General features: G+C 37.6%; 13 protein-coding genes. 9 read left to right on the forward strand and 4 right to left on the reverse strand.

Annotated features, from left to right (window positions below; translation table 11 throughout):
* Position 1 precedes the first annotated feature (1 nt).
* Positions 2–655: an ABC transporter ATP-binding protein gene (locus ACSHW7_RS06175; RefSeq protein WP_435678460.1), complete on the reverse strand. Its 654-nt coding sequence runs from the start codon at positions 653–655 to the stop codon at positions 2–4.
* A gap of 177 nt (positions 656–832) precedes the next feature.
* Complete coding sequence (locus tag ACSHW7_RS06180; RefSeq protein WP_435678461.1) at positions 833–3,250, reverse strand: DUF5916 domain-containing protein; 2,418 nt, start codon at positions 3,248–3,250, stop codon at positions 833–835.
* Positions 3,251–3,479: 229 nt separating this feature from the next.
* Between ACSHW7_RS06180 and folE the strand changes: the two genes are divergently transcribed.
* Positions 3,480–4,076: a GTP cyclohydrolase I FolE gene (gene folE, locus ACSHW7_RS06185; RefSeq protein ID WP_435678462.1), complete on the forward strand. Its 597-nt coding sequence runs from the start codon at positions 3,480–3,482 to the stop codon at positions 4,074–4,076.
* A 12-nt stretch (positions 4,077–4,088) separates the two neighbouring features.
* Here folE and ACSHW7_RS06190 read toward each other — a convergent pair whose 3' ends face one another.
* A complete protein-coding gene (locus ACSHW7_RS06190; protein ID WP_435678463.1) occupies positions 4,089–4,469 on the reverse strand; it encodes a Rid family detoxifying hydrolase in 381 nt (126 codons plus the stop codon).
* 123 nt (positions 4,470–4,592) lie between these two features.
* Positions 4,593–7,403: a putative LPS assembly protein LptD gene (locus tag ACSHW7_RS06195; RefSeq protein ID WP_435678464.1), complete on the reverse strand. Its 2,811-nt coding sequence runs from the start codon at positions 7,401–7,403 to the stop codon at positions 4,593–4,595.
* A gap of 68 nt (positions 7,404–7,471) precedes the next feature.
* Here ACSHW7_RS06195 and ACSHW7_RS06200 point away from each other — a divergent pair, with 68 nt between their 5' ends.
* From ACSHW7_RS06200 to bshA, 8 genes are all read left to right on the forward strand, one after another.
* Positions 7,472–8,593: an N-acetylmuramoyl-L-alanine amidase family protein gene (locus ACSHW7_RS06200; RefSeq protein WP_435678465.1), complete on the forward strand. Its 1,122-nt coding sequence runs from the start codon at positions 7,472–7,474 to the stop codon at positions 8,591–8,593.
* Positions 8,594–8,639: 46 nt separating this feature from the next.
* Positions 8,640–9,593: an MlaD family protein gene (locus tag ACSHW7_RS06205; RefSeq protein ID WP_435678466.1), complete on the forward strand. Its 954-nt coding sequence runs from the start codon at positions 8,640–8,642 to the stop codon at positions 9,591–9,593.
* A gap of 2 nt (positions 9,594–9,595) precedes the next feature.
* Positions 9,596–10,918, forward strand: a complete 1,323-nt coding sequence (locus ACSHW7_RS06210; protein ID WP_435678467.1) for a 4Fe-4S dicluster domain-containing protein — start codon at positions 9,596–9,598, stop codon at positions 10,916–10,918.
* An 88-nt stretch (positions 10,919–11,006) separates the two neighbouring features.
* Positions 11,007–11,375, forward strand: coding sequence for an LNS2 domain-containing protein (locus ACSHW7_RS06215; protein WP_435678707.1), 369 nt, complete (start codon positions 11,007–11,009; stop codon positions 11,373–11,375).
* A gap of 65 nt (positions 11,376–11,440) precedes the next feature.
* Positions 11,441–12,232 carry a (Fe-S)-binding protein gene (locus tag ACSHW7_RS06220; protein ID WP_435678708.1) on the forward strand — a complete coding sequence of 264 codons (792 nt, stop codon included), beginning with the start codon at positions 11,441–11,443 and terminating at the stop codon, positions 12,230–12,232.
* A gap of 120 nt (positions 12,233–12,352) precedes the next feature.
* Positions 12,353–12,838, forward strand: coding sequence for an ABC transporter ATPase (locus tag ACSHW7_RS06225; RefSeq protein ID WP_435678468.1), 486 nt, complete (start codon positions 12,353–12,355; stop codon positions 12,836–12,838).
* A 182-nt stretch (positions 12,839–13,020) separates the two neighbouring features.
* A complete protein-coding gene (locus ACSHW7_RS06230; protein WP_435678469.1) occupies positions 13,021–15,942 on the forward strand; it encodes a glycoside hydrolase family 3 N-terminal domain-containing protein in 2,922 nt (973 codons plus the stop codon).
* 48 nt (positions 15,943–15,990) lie between these two features.
* Positions 15,991–17,124 (forward strand): N-acetyl-alpha-D-glucosaminyl L-malate synthase BshA, encoded by a 1,134-nt coding sequence (gene bshA, locus ACSHW7_RS06235; protein ID WP_435678470.1) that lies wholly within the window; start codon positions 15,991–15,993, stop codon positions 17,122–17,124.
* The last annotated feature ends 38 nt before the right edge of the window (positions 17,125–17,162 follow it).

The raw sequence follows: 17,162 nt of genomic DNA on the forward strand, positions 1-17,162 counted from the left end.
TTCAGTAAATAATCCTTCCATCCTGCATGGTCAACTTTCTATCTGCCATGGAAGCCAACTCTTCGTTGTGGGTAACAATGACAAAAGTTTGTCCAAACTCATCCCTGAGTTTAAAAAAGAGATTGTGCAAATTCTCAGCACTTTCGGTATCTAGATTTCCGCTCGGCTCATCGGCGAGGATAATGCTAGGGTTATTGATTAAAGATCGAGCCACGGCAACACGCTGTTGCTCACCGCCAGAAAGCTCGTTAGGTTTGTGAGACTCTCTGTGCGATAATCCTAAAAATTCTAAAAGTTCTTTGGCACGTTTTTCAACGTGCGCTTTGGGAGTTTTTTTTATAAAACCTGGAATGCAAACATTTTCAAGCGCAGTAAACTCTGGAAGTAATTGGTGAAATTGAAAAATAAAGCCGAGTGATGTATTTCTAAAATGTGCCAACTCCTTTTTATTGAGTGTTTCCAAAACATGCGTGTCAATTTCTAAAGAGCCTTTGTCAAAACCATCCAAAGTTCCTAAAATTTGTAGTAACGTAGTTTTCCCGGCACCCGAAGCTCCAACGATTGAAACGATTTCACTTTTTTTGATGTGTAAATCTACGCCCTTCAAAACATGCAGGTCATCGTAGTATTTATGAATGTTTTTTGCTGTAATCATAAAAATCGAATATTTCGAGAGTTACTTTTTTTCTTGGTAAATGTGCTACATTTTTATAGAACAAAGATTAAAAACAAATCGCAATAAATTGGCAAGAGCAAGACGCAATAAAATCAGTTTTTGAAATTTAATATTAAAATGCTCTTGATAATAATGGATATAATATTTCGGCTATGCTTAACTATCTTTCTTGAAAATATATTTGATGTTATTATAATCAATAAAATATGAAACTCTCAATGAAACCGTATGCTGGATGGCCTCGTCGAATAGATTACCCAAACTTTGAGTGTAATTCACGGTCGATTGTTCATCGCTTTTAAAAATTTGATTCCTGTAAAGTAGGGTGGCTTCACTTCCAGGCGCAAATCGCCATCGGTAACTTAAATCTAAATTCCAAATATTGAAGTTTGTGTTGGGATTGTTTTCTGAAATGTCATATTCAACAATCGTTCGTGTCCCGTCATCATTGAGTTTGAAAAAAATATCGTCGCTGTAATCCACGGTGGTCCAAAAATTTCGGAAACGTAAATCAATCGCTTTGTACGGGTCAAAATTGTAACTGCCGCGAATGGAATTTTCTAGCGCTTTGATGTCACGTTGCCCAAAAAATACATCAACGTCATTGTTATCAATATATCCAAATTGATCATTTCGGTTGGACAATTCTGAATTTACAATTACTAAAAACCTATCTGAAAAACGATAACGCGGTGAAAAATCTATAAACAATTGTCGTTGTGGCCCTTCAAATTCATTTCGGAAACGAATACCCAAATCAAGAGCAAATTTTTTACGATAATCTGAAGATATAAAACCCCTACCGCCCATGTTACTCGCAAAGGTTACAAATTTACCATCCACTCGGGGCTCAAAATAGTCTTGACGCTCCGAGCGATAATCTACATAGCCACCAAAAGCAAATCGAGATGGCATTATAAAAAATGCATCAAACCGATAAGAATTTTCGGTCTGTACACTCGGGTCGGATAACCGTTGATGGTTAAATGTAAAATCGAATTTATATCTATTAAATATCTTATTAGCCTCAAAAATTTGATAGGATGCTGCGGCAACAAAATTGTTGAAGTTGTTTCTAAAATTGAGCCCCAAATCATTAATGTCATAGGTGGTATTTGAAAAATAATGTCCCACACGATATCTAAAATTACCTTTTATACTTGCGAGATCCAATTCACTCCTAAAGCCAGATATATTTCCAGCAGCATCATTTACATTACTCACAATACCGCGCCCCGAGGCGTTATAGCGATTCCCTTTGTCTGAAACATCAAAGGCTAGGGCAGTTACATTTCCGTCGCGAAAATGACCATCTCTAGTCACATTTGTATTTGTCAATGAAATGGAAGAATTACCGTTAAATAGTTGGTCCATTACAAATACATTGTAATTGGTCAAAGGCTCAACGACCACTGTGCGGGCAAGTCCGGTAATAGAATCGGTCACTACGACTTCTGTGTTTTCTGTGATTGCATTTAAAACTCCGATTCCCAAATTTTCTTTCGTCCTTCCTGAAATTTTAATGGCATTTAACAAATTTACACGTTCGGGGAATTCGTTTGCTTTTTCATTTTCTTCAAATTCATCTTCACCAATCGTTGGTCGACCACCTATCCTGCGCGAAAAGAAAATCCCACCCTTGTTAAAAAGCTCTGTCCCTTCTGTGAAAAATTGTCGCCTTTCGCCAAAGGTTTGTTCAAACGGTCCTAAATTGAGTGTTACTTCATCAAAAGCCGTTTGTCCAAAATCTGGAATCAACGTAGCGTCTAGTGTAAAACTGTCGCTCAGCCCATACTTTATATCCATTCCAGCGCTTACGCTTGTTAACGTTTCGCCATCAAAAGAACCCACGACGCCTTGTGCGAAGGGATAAAATGTAAGCCTTGTTGGCGGATTGATATCGCGAACGCCTAAAACCGGTCCATTATATTGTGTTTCGCGACCCACTTCTTTGTCAATGCGGTTCCAGGTGTAAGTTTCGTTGATATTGACAACGCGCCGATAAAAATTGATGCTCCAATCCTGTACTTCGATTTCTGGGAAACGCAAAGCATTATAAGGTATTTTAAATTCGGCATACCAGCCATTTGCATCTCGTGAAACACGTGCTTGGAATACCACATTAAAATTAAAATCTTGCCTATTTTGACTCACTCTAGAGTCAGCAATCGTTCCTGCGCTTGTTACAAAAAATCGAGTTTCATTAATACCATCATTGTAGGTATTTAAGGCAACGGTAAAAATATCTGCTTGTGCATTTGTATCATCTCTTTGCGAAAATTGGCTTGCAATCTCATCTGGATTTGGGTTATACAAATAGGCTGCGATATACACTGCCTTATCATCATAAGCTAGTTTTACTTCGGTTTGATGCGATTCTCTGGCGAAGCCTTCGTTTGAAGGTTCTAGATTGTAGAAATTGCCAGAGGGGTCAATGTTTTGCCAAACAATATCATTTAAAAAACCGTCAATAGTAGGCGCTTCGGAAATTTTAATGGCTTGAAGTGATTTAGATAATTGACCATAAGTACACACCCAAACTAAACCGAAGAGCAAAATTAATAACTGGCGCATAGGGGTGTAATGACTATCTTTGATGGGGATTTTTACAAATATTGTAAATATTAATAAGCCTAGAGCTGACAAAACTAACGGTATCAAATCTTAATAAAAAGTTAAAAACTAATTTTTAATTGATAAATAGAAAGCTAGAGGTAACTTTGTTTAAAATATTTCAGAAAAGGTTAAACAGTTTTTTTCTGAAATTTAAAAAGCTAAAATCAAAACATATAATTTCAACGCGATGAGCTACCGATTTTTTGAAGAATATAATGAAAAAACCACAGAGGAGTTAAAATCAAATTTTTCTCAAATACTCACTGGTTTGGGAGAGGACGTTACTCGTGAGGGTATCCTTAAAACTCCCGAGCGTGCATCTAAAGCAATGCAGTTTTTGACCTCTGGGTACGATATGAATCCGGCGGCTATTTTAAAAGGTGCCATGTTTGCCGAGAATTATGGTGATATGGTTATCATTAAAGATATAGAATTATATTCATTGTGTGAACACCATATGTTACCGTTTTTTGGAAAAGCACATATTGCCTACATACCCAATGGCCATATTGTGGGATTGAGTAAAATACCAAGAATAGTAGATGTATTTGCACGCAGATTGCAAGTACAAGAACGATTGACACACGATATTTTAGAGTGTATTAATGATACCCTAAAACCCCAAGGAGTAGCCGTGGTCATTGAAGCGAGCCACATGTGTATGATGATGCGCGGGGTACAAAAACAAAATAGCGTAACAACCACCTCAGGCTTTAGAGGACAGTTTGAAAAAATAGAAACGCGAAATGAATTTTTAAAGTTGATCAGTAATGATTTGTCGTAGGTAATTTAATTTCTACAACGACGCAATCACACTAATCTCAACATTTACAAACTTGGGTAAGTTGGCAACTTCAACTGTTTCTCTTGCAGGCGCTGTGGCTTCGTTAAAATAGGAACCGTACACATCATTTATTTTACTGAAATTATGCATATCGCTCACAAAAATGCTGCTTTTTATAACGTTTTCAAATGTCATTCCTGCTGCTTCCAAAACGGCTTTTAAGTTTTCCATGACCAGTTTAGTTTCGGCTTTGATTTCTGCTATTTCTAGTTCGCCGGTAATTGGATTGATTGCAATTTGCCCTGAAGTATAGAGCATATTGCCAAATTGTACCGCTTGGTTGTAAGGCCCAATAGGAGCAGGGGCTTTGTCTGTGTGAATTATTTTTTTCATATTTATAGTGTCTATGGTTTTGTTAGAAATCAGTGGTTTTAATAGAATATGTGCATGAGAAAAAAGCTTCTCGTTTTTTAAACTTTTAAAGACTATTCAAAAGTGAGTTTCTTTTCAGAAGACCTATAAACCTTGGTCTGGCTCTCTACGTTTGTCATACTTAATATCACTCAACACTGACGATTTTATCCCTACGTAAAAATACCAAGACGTATTTACAGCTCCAATAGGTGTCCAATTAAAACTCATTTTCCAACTTTCTAAATCCCGCTGAAATCTGAGTTGGGTGGTGGTGACTCCTTTGTTTTTTAAGTCGTACCCTGAAGAAACTCCCACTTTCCATCGCGGACTGAGTTCTAGGTTGCTACTGAACATTAACGACTGCGAGGAAATTTCATTTTGGCGTGCCGTATTGCTGTAGGTAATGGTGTAGGCAAGTCGCAAATCCCAAGGGATACTGTAATTAAACCAATCTTCATTAGTGACAGTCTCTACATCGTCATCATCGTCATCATCACCAAAAAGGTTTCCGTTAAAGTCATTGTTGCCTTGGCCAAAAAGGTCATCCTGCCGACCACCATTTCTAAAAGTGGCATCGTCAAGGCGTTCATCATCATCGTCTTTCTTTCCTTCAAAATCAGCACTTGAAAAAGAATAATTGAAACTTACATTTCCGTTGGTAAGTCTAAAGAGGCTCCCACCATTTGCGGCATTGTACATATCAATACGCTGGTTGTTGTTATCCAAAGCATACGGGTCCAACGTACCACTAAAGTTGAAATCTAGTTTAGGGATAATAGGAATCGCCCCTCTTACTGAAACAGGATTCCATTTTAACGAATCACCCGAAAGATTATACCCCGTTGAAAAAGTAAGGTTGTTTAATAACACAACCTTCTTTGGCTCTGTAGCTGTTGTATCCCTATCCTTTATTTTAGCTTCAAAATTATTGCTCAGAGACATCCCAATGTTACTTGAGTAAGTCATACCGGGAGCGCCATAAATAGTATTTTCGAAACGAGAATACTGAACTATTTCGGCATTTATTTCGGGGTCTGCCGTCAATGGCGGAATTTCGTACTGGTCATAATATTGCTCAAAACCTGGATTTATGTTATAGGAAATGGATGGACGCATTACATGCCGGATTTTTTGGATTTTGCCCGTTTCGCTTACATTAAATGTTCCGTAAATGGTAGTACCTAAACTTGTGCTGAAATTGTACGTACGATAACTATCAAAACCAGAAACCGTATCTCTTATAACAGCTCCATTACCGTCGTTTGCATCAACATCGTAACGTTGATTGTACGTTGTCAAGGACCAAGTTTCGGTATATGTTGTACTGGCACTTGCGCTCAAATATTCGAGGACTTTAAAATTGGTACTCAAAGGAATTCTATGTTGCACGCCAATTAAAGCATCGTCAAACATTCTTGAAGTAAAGAATAATGAGTCGGTTGTGCGTACTCTGTTTTGTGCGGTCACATCATATTGCAAGTTGATGTTGTCAATAATCCCTTTTTTAGTTCCCGTTTTTGGTGCAAATGGAAAAACTCTACCCACATTTGCTGTAACATTTGGCAACGTAAGATTGATGGCCTGAGTTTGTGTATTTTGATTAAGGTTTAGTGCGACAGTTGTGTTTACTTGCGGATCACCTTCAAAAGTTTTTGAATAACTTACTGAAGAATTAAGTGTGTTTACGAGCGCGCTACCATTGTTGATTTGGTTAATCGATTGCTGAAAATACTCACTACTACCAAAATTCACCGAAGCCGAGAAACGAGACAACGGACTCGATTTTTGATCTTGTGAATGATTCCATTGAATATTGTACAAAGTACTTTGCGAAAAATCTGGGAATCCACGTTCACTATTTATCAAACTTTCGTAGCGAATATTTACGCCACCGGTAAATTTGTATTTCAAAGAATAGGCAGATTGCGCTCGCAACGCATAACTACCGTTGGTGTAATAATCCCCTTGCAGGGTTAAATCGTAGTATTCTGAGAGTGCCAAATAATATCCTCCATTTTGAAAGAAAAAACCACGATTATTATTTTCACCAATGGTAGGGAGTATAAATCCAGACGTTCTGTCTTCGGTTAATGGAAAATAGGCAAAGGGAAGCCCTATGGGCGTGGGTACATCTGCAATGTACATGTTTGTCAATCCTGTTACAATTTTTTTCTTCGGAACAAATTTCGCTCTGCGTGTGTAAAAATAATATTCTGGGTCTTCAATATTTTTTGAAGTTGTAAATTTTACATTCCGAAGAAATATAACAGAGTCATTTACTTTTTTTGTGGTTTCGGCGATGTATCTAAACCCAGATTCTTCACCCCGGGAATTATAGACCAAAGCTTTTTCACTATCATAATTATACCTAATGGAATCTGGCTCAACTCTATTGGCACCTTGCGTAAATACTGGGCGTTGCGAATATTCTCCCACGCTGTCAATACCTTTCGCGTAGATTTCGTTTCTATTATAATCAAGGATTATCAATCCTGCGTCAATGCGCACATCTTGATAAATAACATATGCTTGATTGTACATGTAAACCCTATTGGTTTTTTTATCGATGTACACATAATCTTCGCCATAATATTCCACGATGTCTTGTAAAACTTCGTCTTTGGGTGGTTTAATAGTATCAGTTTTGGTAGTGTCCTGTGCTCTCTCGTCAATCTCTTCGAGAATGCTAGGTACTGGTAAGACTATGGTGTCGCCCTCTATGTTTTCTTCTTGTTCCGTTTCCGCAGGAATTGTTGGGGTTTCTTTTGGAGGGATTTCTTGCGCATTTACAGAACTGTAAAAGCCAAAGAGCAGTAGTGTAAAAAACGTTAATAAGTGTTGTTTGTACCCCAATGTGATAGCGCTGTTATTTTGTAGTTTTGGCTTACTATTTGCACGGTCAAAATTAAGCATATTTTTTTGGCTGACTTTTAAAATGTCAAAATTTAAAATACCTCAATAAAACCTACGTTTATATCATTATGAAAACGAACTTATTAACTTTTTTAGTGCTCATTTTTTGTTTCCTCTCTATTAAGACGACAGTTACTGCCGGAGTATTACAGAAAAAACCGTTTATAGTTGTCCTGGACGCAGGTCACGGAGGACATGACACAGGTAACCGCGGAAACGGATTTGTAGAAAAAGATATCGCTCTTGATGTAACATTGCAAGTGGGTAAAATCTTAGAAAGTGAACCGGGTTTCAAAGTTATTTACACTAGAAAGACTGATGTTTTTGTCATCCTTGAAGAACGTGGACCTATTGCAAATAAGGTTGATGCAGATATTTTTGTTTCCTTGCACTGCGATTCTTTTACAAACCAAGCGCACGGCTTTGGTACTTTCGTAATGGGTATCGATAAATCTGGAAAAAACCTAAATACTGCAAAAAAAGAAAACGAAGTTATTTTTCTGGAAGAAAACTACGAAGAACGTTATGCAGGTTTTGATCCAAATTCTCCAGAGTCTCTTATTGGTCTCACATTGATGCAAGAAGAGTATCTTGATCAGAGCATTACGCTTGCCGGATTAATACAATCAAAAGTGGTGAGCAGTTTGAAAAGAAATGATAGAAGTGTGCGTTCGGCCCCTTTTTGGGTGTTGCATAGTTCTTATATGCCAAGTGTTTTAATAGAAATGGGTTTCTTAACACATAATACCGAAGGCAAATATTTAAATTCAAAAAGCGGAAGAAAAGAAATGGCGCAGGAAATTGCCAAAGGAATTATTGCGTATAAAAATAATATTTCATTAGCCACGAGTGACGCTCAAAACCCAACCATCACCGAAGAAGAAATCAAAGAAGCGATTGAAACTTCCGAAGAAAAAATCTACAAAGGCATCGAGTTTAGAGTGCAACTTGCAGCGAGTTCAAAAAAACTGGATGAAAAATCTTATAATTTTAAAGGTTTAAAAGGGGTTGACAGAGAAAAAGAAGGCGCTCTTTATAAGTATTATTATGGAAAAACGTCCGACTACAATGAGATTCAGCTTATGAAAACCTATGCTCAGGAAAAAGGATATACTTCGGCTTACGTAGTTGCATTTAAAAGTGAAAAAAAGGTTAAACTTTCAGATGTGTTAAAGAACGAAGACAATTAATAATAAATATTGCTAAATTTGTTCACAACACTTAAATAATCATTCATTGAGACTATCAAGAGAAGTTAAAACAGGTATTCTTGCAATTGGGGCAATTTTGCTTTTCATATTTGGATACAGTTACCTAAAAGGGACCAATCTTTTAGAAAAAACGCGTACATTTTACGTTAAGTATGACAATGTAGAAGGTCTCGCATTGGGTGCCCCTGTTACCGTTAATGGTCTTGTCATCGGAAAAGTGACTGACATTGATTTTATTAGTGATACAGGAAAACTTGTTGTAGAATTTTCAGTAGAAGATGAAAGCTTTCAATTTTCAAAGAAAAGTACTATTAGAATTTATAGTGCAGGTTTGATAGGAGGTAAATCTTTGGGTATTATGCCAGAATATGCCTCAAGGAATATGGCAGAAAGAGGTGATACTCTCGTAGGTAGTGCCGAGGATGGTATGTTGACTGCCGTAACCAAAGCCTTAGGGCCGTTAGAGAAAAAAGTAAATGTTACCCTTGAAACTGTAGATTCTTTATTAATATCATTTACAAGATTGGTCGATGATGATACCCGCGAGGATTTACAGGGAGCAATTAAGAAGCTTAATTCCACTATGGGCTCTTTAAATGGAGCATCAAGTAGTTTGGACGGTTTGTTGCGTAATAATTCAGACAAGCTTGACCGTACGTTTACAAACTTGGATGAAATGGCGGTAAATTTCAATCAACTATCAGACTCACTTGCTCAACTTGAAACAGGAAAATTAGTGACTGAATTCCAAACCGTAATTTCTCGCTTTGAGTCAATCGCTTCGGGACTGGAAAATGGAGAGGGAAGTGTAGGTAAATTGTTGAAAGATGATAAACTCTACGAAAATCTGGAAGGAGCATCAAGACAACTAGAACAGCTATTACAAGACGTAAAACTAAACCCAAAACGGTACGTACATATTTCAGTCTTCGGTAAAAAAGGCACAGAATATGAATCACCTGATGATCCAGACCAATAAAAATGCAATATATTCCTAACATTATTTTCCTATTCCTGCTTGTGGCGGGAATTGGCTATTTTACAAAGAACATACTAAAGGTAATCCGAAATATTAAAATCGGAAAGTCTGTAGGCAAGATTGACAATAAAGGAGAGCGTTACGGCAATGTTGCCAGAATCGCGCTCGGCCAATCAAAAATGGTAAAGAGACCTTTCGCTGGTTTCCTACATATTATTGTTTATGTTGGATTTATCGTCATCAACATAGAGGTTTTAGAAATAATTATTGATGGAATATTTGGAACACACCGAATTTTTGCTCCACTTGGAGGAGTTTATGATTTTCTAATTGCCACTTTTGAAATTTTAGCTTTTTTAGTATTAGTATCTGTTATTATTTTTTGGACACGTAGAAACATTTCAAAAATCAAACGTTTCTGGTCAAACGAAATGACAGGCTGGCCTAAAAACGACGCTAATTACATTCTATATTTCGAAGTTGTTTTAATGATATTGTTCCTAACCATGAATGGAGCCGATTTAGCACTTCAAAATATGGGAGCAGACCATTATGTAAAAGCAGGTTCGTTTCCCATTAGCGGATTCTTACAACCAATATTTGAGGGGATGAGCGAAGCAACGCTTATTTTAATCGAGCGCACCGCTTGGTGGCTTCACATAGCTGGTATTTTGGTTTTCTTGAACTATTTATATTTCTCAAAGCATTTGCATATTATGCTTGCTTTCCCCAATGTTTTCTACGGAAGAACAACACCAAAAGGACAATTTAAAAACAACGAAACCGTAACTGCCGAAGTTAAAATGATGATGGACCCAACTGCGGATCCATTCGCAGCACCTCCTGAAGATGCACCCGCTCCAGAAAAATTTGGTGCGAGCGATGTGATGGATTTAACGCAAATCCAATTACTTAACGCATACACCTGTACTGAGTGCGGTCGCTGCACAGATGAGTGTCCGGCAAATAAAACGGGGAAAAAATTGTCTCCTCGTAAAATTATGATGGACACAAGAGACCGTTTGCAGGAAGTAGGGAAGAACCTCGATGCCAATAAAGGTGTTTTTATTCCCGACGGAAAAGAACTATTAAAAGACTACATCACTACTGAAGAATTGTGGGCATGTACCACTTGCAACGCTTGTGTTGAAGCCTGTCCTGTGAGTATTGACCCACTGTCAATTATCATGGATATGCGTCAATATTTAGTGATGGAACAGAGTGCCGCACCAAACGAGTTGAACGTGACAATGACAAATATTGAAAATAACGGTGCACCTTGGCCATTTAACCAAATGGACAGATTGAACTGGAAAAACGAATAGTTTCCCTTCGGAAATATTAAATAAATACAATTTGAGTACTAAAAAATTACACTTAGTAAAAGACGCACAAGGAGAAAATGCAAGCCCAATGCTACCTGATGGCGTAAAGAATTACCTTATAGATATCGACGGAACAATTACCGAAGATGTTCCCAACGAAGAGCCAGAACGCATGGCAACTTGCGAACCATTTCCAGATGCATTAAAAACATTAAATGGCTGGTACGATGAAGGACATCTTATATGCTTTTTTACATCAAGAACAGAAGACCATCGTGAAGTAACTACTAACTGGTTAAACAAACACGGTTTTAAATTTCATTCTTTATTAATGGGAAAACCAAGAGGAGGAAATTACCACTGGGTGGATAATCACCTAGTAAAAGCAACTCGATACAAAGGAAAATTTACAGAGCTAGTGGAAAAAGAAGTAACCATCCAAGTGTTTGAAGAGTAACCTCTGAAATATTAGATCTTGAAGTATAATTAAAAGATAATCCCTTCAATATGGGACCAGTGAATATGAGCGAACAATTGAAAGTACCCACAATGGCCGAATTTATGGCACAAGGAAAACAACCCGAAGTTCTTTTTTGGGTAGGTTGTGCTGGAAGTTTTGACGATAGAGCAAAGAAAATTACAAAAGCATTTGTAAAATTATTGAACAATGCAGGAGTAGAGTTTGCCGTATTGGGAACCGAAGAAAGTTGCACGGGAGACCCAGCAAAGAGAGCTGGAAACGAGTTTTTATTTCAAATGCAAGCGGTTACAAATATTGAGGTAATGAATGCGTATGAGGTAAAGAAAATTGTAACTGCATGTCCTCATTGTTTTAATACAATTAATAATGAGTATCCTCAATTGGGCGGAAATTACGAAGTCATGCACCACACTCAATTTTTAAAGTCTTTACTTGCTGATGGTCGTTTAAAAGTAGAAGGCGGAAAATTCAAAGGAAAAAAAATCACTTTTCACGACCCATGTTACTTGGGAAGAGCCAATGGAGAATACGAAGCACCACGTGACTTGCTCAGAAAATTAGAAGTTGAGCTTGTCGAAATGAAGCGTTGCAAAACTAATGGATTATGTTGCGGTGCAGGTGGAGCGCAAATGTTCAAAGAACCAGAGCCAGGCAATAAAGACATCAACATAGAACGTACAGAAGAAGCCATTGAAACCGGTGCCGAAATCGTTGCTGCAGGTTGCCCTTTTTGCAACACGATGATGACAGACGGTGTAAAAGGAACAGGAAAAGAAGGGGCCGTCGAAGTTATGGACGTCGCCGAGATGATTGCGAATGCAAAAGATATTTAATAATTATTTCCGTTTTAGCAACCGCCAAAATGAGAGTTTCTTTTGGACTCTCAGTCGAAACCTATTTTACAAAGACGAATTTACTCTAAGAAACTTCAAAGTTTTAATTTAAAAAAATACATGCTCACAGATTTCAAAAATCTCCCGGACGATTCAAGAATTTGGATATACCAATCCAACCGTAAATTTTCAGAAGAAGAAGTTACCTTAATTGAAGAAAAAGCTAAAACTTTTTTAACAAAATGGACCGCACACGGTGCTAATTTAGAAGCAGGTTTTGAAGTGAAATACAATCGTTTTATTGTTATTGGTTTAAACCAAGAAAATGCTTCGGCAAGTGGTTGTAGCATTGATGCTTCGGTGCATTTTATTCAGGAAATCGAGAAGGAAATTGATGTTGACTTACTGGATAAGATGAACGTTACCTATTACAACGGAGAGCACATTGCGCACAAAAGTCTGCTTGATTTCAGAAAAATGGCAAAGAACAAATCGGTCTCTCCGAACACCATTGTTTTCAATAATCTGGTCAACACAAAAGCAGAGTACGAAGAAAATTGGGAAGTTCCTGCAAAAGAAAGTTGGCACAGTAGATTTCTAGCATAGTTTTTGTAATTTTATAGTAGAAAAATTGCACTCAAATTTCGGGTATTGAATACTTCGGAAATTTGTATCTCATTACTGAATTATTAATTCCTTTAACTTAATTACTTAGGATAAATTTTTTCCTTTTTCGATTAAGTTTTTGTTATATAAAATTAATGCCCATTTTCTTTTGGGTAAATTACATGATAAAATATATCGCCCCCTTTTTTCTTCTTTTTTTGTTTAACATTTCGGCGAATGCCCAACAACAAAATCCTTTAATCGTATTTGATGACGCAGTAAACCAGCAGAAATGGGTGGATAGCATTTATAATAATATGTCGCTAGAGGAGAAGGTGGGACAATTATTTATGGTGGATGTTTTTTCGAGCGATGCCAAATCCAAAACAGACAAAATAAAAGACCTTATAAAGAATCAGCATATTGGCGGTGTTATTTTTTCAAAAGGTGGACCCGTGCGTCAATCTAGATTGAACAATGAATTTCAATCGTTGAGCAAAGTAAAATTAATGGTAGGGATGGATGCAGAATGGGGATTGTCAATGCGATTGGATTCTACGTATGCCTATCCTTGGAATATGACATTGGGCGCTGTGACGGATAATGATATTGTGGAAAGCGTGGGTCGTAGAATTGGCGCACATAGCCGTAGGATGGGTGTTCATATCAATTTTGCTCCCGTAGTTGACATCAATACAAACCCTAAAAATCCAATAATTGGTAATCGTTCTTTTGGCGAAGACAGAGATAATGTCACAGAAAAATCGCTAGCATTTATGCAAGGAATGCAAAGTGCTGGCGTACTTGCGAGTGCAAAACATTTTCCAGGACATGGGGATACAGATTCAGATTCTCATAAAACATTGCCTACTATTAATTTCAGTAAAGAGCGGATTGACAGTATTGAAATATATCCGTACAAACGTTTAATTAGCGAGGGATTAGCAAGTGTGATGGTGGCGCATTTAAACGTTCCTTCGCTTGAAGAGCAAGAAGGGTTACCTTCGTCAATTTCAAAAACAATCGTGACCGATATGCTAAAAGGGCAATTGGGCTTTAACGGATTGATTTTTACAGACGCACTAAATATGAAGGGCGCAGCAAATTTCAAAAAACCTGGCGAAATAGACTTAGCGGCATTCATGGCAGGGAATGATGTATTGCTCATTAGCGAGGATATCCCAAAAGCGCACGCGTTGCTGGTAAACGCTTATAGAGAACAAGTGATTTCGGAAAAACGATTGGCGCTTTCGGTCAAAAAGATTTTGATGGCGAAATATATGGTGGGGTTGAACAATTATGAACCTGTGCAGGAATTTTTTATCGTTGAAGAATTAAATTCGGTAGTGGATGATGTGTTATACGAGCGCGCCATGGCAAACGCATTGACCGTTATAAAGAATGACAATGCTGTGTTACCCATTAAAGATGTTGCAAACAAAAAAATAGCGTACATCAATTTTGGGGATGCAGACGGAAAACCATTTTTGAAATATCTTCGGAAATATGCCAAGATTGACTATGTTAAAGCTGATAACTTAACCGGTTATTTAAAAAAGCTTTCAAACTATGATTACGTTATTGCCGGGTTTCATAAATCGAATGACAACCCTTGGAAAGACTACAAATTTAATGATAGAGAATTATTGTGGTTATCCGAAATAGCAAAAACCAACACATTGATTCTCGATGTTTTTGCAAGACCTTATGCTATGTTGGATGTAACATCTACAGCTAATTTTGATGGTGTTGTTATGTCGTATCAAAATAGTGAAGTTTCGCAATCGCTTTCGGCACAGCTTATTTTTGGTGCTATTGTGGCAAAAGGAAAACTACCCGTTTCTTTGGGAAATGATTTCCCGTTGAATACTCAAATTAAAACTTCCGAAGTAAAGAGATTAAAGTACGGTACGCCCGAGTCTGTTGGTTTGAGCAGTTATAAATTAAAGAAAATTGACTCATTAGCAAATGGTGGTCTGTGGGCTGGAATGATGCCAGGAGCTCAAATTTTAGTTGCCCGAAAAGGCAAAGTAGTGTATAGCAAAAATTTCGGCTATCACACGCAAAGCAAAAAAAATAGTGTAAAAGACGATGATTTGTATGATGTGGCATCATTGACTAAAATACTGGCAACCCTTCCCGTTGTGATGGAATTGTTTGACAGAGGAGCACTTTCTATGGACACAAAACTATCTGAAATGCTCCCAGAATATAAAGGAACGGATAAAGCAAATATTACGTTGAGACGCATGTTGACACACACAGCACGACTCCAAGCATGGATTCCGTTTTACGTAAAAACATTGGATAGTGCTACAAAAAGGCCTATGACAAAGTGGTATCAAAAAGATTACAGTGAAGAGTTTCCATATCATGTAGCAAATGAAATGTACATGAAAAAAGAATACAAGGACAGCGTTTATTTGCAAATAAGGGAAAGCGAATTACGGCCACGGGCGGGTTACAAGTATAGTGATTTGCCTTATTATTTGGTGATGAAATATATTGAGGAATTCTTTGGCAGTAAACTAGAAGACGTCGTGCAACGTGATTTTTATGAACCATTGGGAGCAAGTTATACAACGTATAATCCTCTAGAGAAATTTAGCAAAGCAGATATCGTCCCTACCGAAGAAGACAAGACTTTTAGAATGCAGAAAGTTCACGGCTATGTTCACGACCAAGGAGCCGCAATGCTTGGTGGCGTTAGTGGACACGCAGGATTGTTTAGCACCGCAAATGATGTGGCTAAGATAATGCAACTCTATTTATGGGGTGGCAAGTACGGTGGAAGACAATATTTTACAGAGGATACCATGAACGATTTTAATACTTGTTATTATTGTGATGATAGGGTACGTCGTGGCGTAGGTTTTGACAAACCGCAATTGGGAGATTCTGGGCCAACTTGTGGTTGTGTTTCGATGACAAGTTTTGGTCATAGCGGATTCACTGGTACGTTCACTTGGGCAGACCCTGAAGAAGAATTGGTATACGTATTTATGTCAAACAGAACGTACCCAGATGCAGAAAACAGGAAGTTGATTAGATCAAACTTGCGAAGCGATATTCAAGCGGCAATTTATGATGCGATAATTAGATAATTTAGGATTTAAATAGTTTCGGTTATTTAAAATTTCAACCAAAAAAATATGAAAATAGCGATAGTATGTTATCCCACATTTGGTGGAAGTGGAGTAGTGGCAACAGAGTTGGGTGTGGCATTGGCTGAGCGCGGGCACGAAATACATTTCGTCACCTATAAACAACCGGTTCGGCTTGATTTGCTCTCTCGTAATATCCATTTTCATGAAGTTTCGGTACCACAATATCCGCTGTTCAAATATCAACCCTACGAGCTGGCATTATCTAGCAAATTGGTGGATACGGTTAAGCGATTTGGCATCGAGGTATTACATGTGCATTATGCTATTCCGCATGCGTATGCAGGATATATGGCAAAGCAAATGCTTGCTGAAGAAGGCATACAAATCCCCATGGTTACTACTTTGCACGGTACAGATATTACCTTAGTGGGTAACCACCCATTTTATAAACCCGCAGTTACTTTTAGCATCAATAATAGTGATTGTGTGACATCTGTTTCACAGAGTTTAAAGGATGACACATTGCGATTATTTGATATTAGAAATGAAATAGAAGTAGTCCCCAACTTTATAAATGTGGACGATTATACAAACCATTTTACAGATTGTCAGAGAGACTTGATGGCATTGCCAGAAGAAAAAATAATCACGCACGTGAGTAATCTTCGGCCCGTAAAAAGGGTGTTGGATATTGTTGAGATTTTCAATATTGTACAGCAGGAAATTCCTTCAAAACTTTTAATCGTTGGTGAAGGTCCAGAACGCGAACCAGCCGAAGCACTTGTAGAAAAATTGGGCTTGAAAGAACGAGTTATTTTCTTCGGAAATAGTCATGAAATAAACAAAATATTATGCTTCACAGACCTTTTTCTATTACCGTCTGAAAAAGAAAGTTTTGGTCTAGCGGCGTTAGAAGCAATGGCAAGTGGTGTTCCAGTAATTTCTACAAATACAGGAGGTCTTCCAGAAGTGAACATTCAAGGAGAAAGTGGTTTTTTGAGCGATGTGGGAAATATCACAGAAATGGCAGCAAATGCATTAAAAATTCTTGGCGATGATGATACTCTGGCTCGTTTCAAAATAAAAGCCAAAGAGACCGCTAGAAAATTTGATACCAAAACAGTGGTGGGGCAATACGAAACACTGTACGAAAAAGCAATGGCAAGCCTAACCGTGTAACCATTAAATAAACATGTTCATTATATAATTTTTATCTT

This window comes from Patiriisocius sp. (assembly GCF_051252435.1).
Taxonomy (GTDB): domain Bacteria; phylum Bacteroidota; class Bacteroidia; order Flavobacteriales; family Flavobacteriaceae; genus Patiriisocius.

Excerpts from the sequence above, each read along its gene's own strand:
- ACSHW7_RS06220 (WP_435678708.1), top strand. The coding sequence starts at position 11,441 with ATGAGCGAACAATTGAAAGTACCCACAATGGCCGAATTTATGGCACAA.
- ACSHW7_RS06180 (WP_435678461.1), bottom strand. The coding sequence starts at position 3,250 with ATGCGCCAGTTATTAATTTTGCTCTTCGGTTTAGTTTGGGTGTGTACT.
- ACSHW7_RS06195 (WP_435678464.1), bottom strand. The coding sequence starts at position 7,403 with ATGCTTAATTTTGACCGTGCAAATAGTAAGCCAAAACTACAAAATAAC.
- ACSHW7_RS06190 (WP_435678463.1), bottom strand. The coding sequence starts at position 4,469 with ATGAAAAAAATAATTCACACAGACAAAGCCCCTGCTCCTATTGGGCCT.
- ACSHW7_RS06175 (WP_435678460.1), bottom strand. The coding sequence starts at position 655 with ATGATTACAGCAAAAAACATTCATAAATACTACGATGACCTGCATGTT.
- folE (WP_435678462.1), top strand. The coding sequence starts at position 3,480 with ATGAGCTACCGATTTTTTGAAGAATATAATGAAAAAACCACAGAGGAG.
- ACSHW7_RS06230 (WP_435678469.1), top strand. The coding sequence starts at position 13,021 with ATGATAAAATATATCGCCCCCTTTTTTCTTCTTTTTTTGTTTAACATT.
- ACSHW7_RS06200 (WP_435678465.1), top strand. The coding sequence starts at position 7,472 with ATGAAAACGAACTTATTAACTTTTTTAGTGCTCATTTTTTGTTTCCTC.
- ACSHW7_RS06210 (WP_435678467.1), top strand. The coding sequence starts at position 9,596 with ATGCAATATATTCCTAACATTATTTTCCTATTCCTGCTTGTGGCGGGA.
- ACSHW7_RS06225 (WP_435678468.1), top strand. The coding sequence starts at position 12,353 with ATGCTCACAGATTTCAAAAATCTCCCGGACGATTCAAGAATTTGGATA.
- bshA (WP_435678470.1), top strand. The coding sequence starts at position 15,991 with ATGAAAATAGCGATAGTATGTTATCCCACATTTGGTGGAAGTGGAGTA.
- ACSHW7_RS06215 (WP_435678707.1), top strand. The coding sequence starts at position 11,007 with ATGCTACCTGATGGCGTAAAGAATTACCTTATAGATATCGACGGAACA.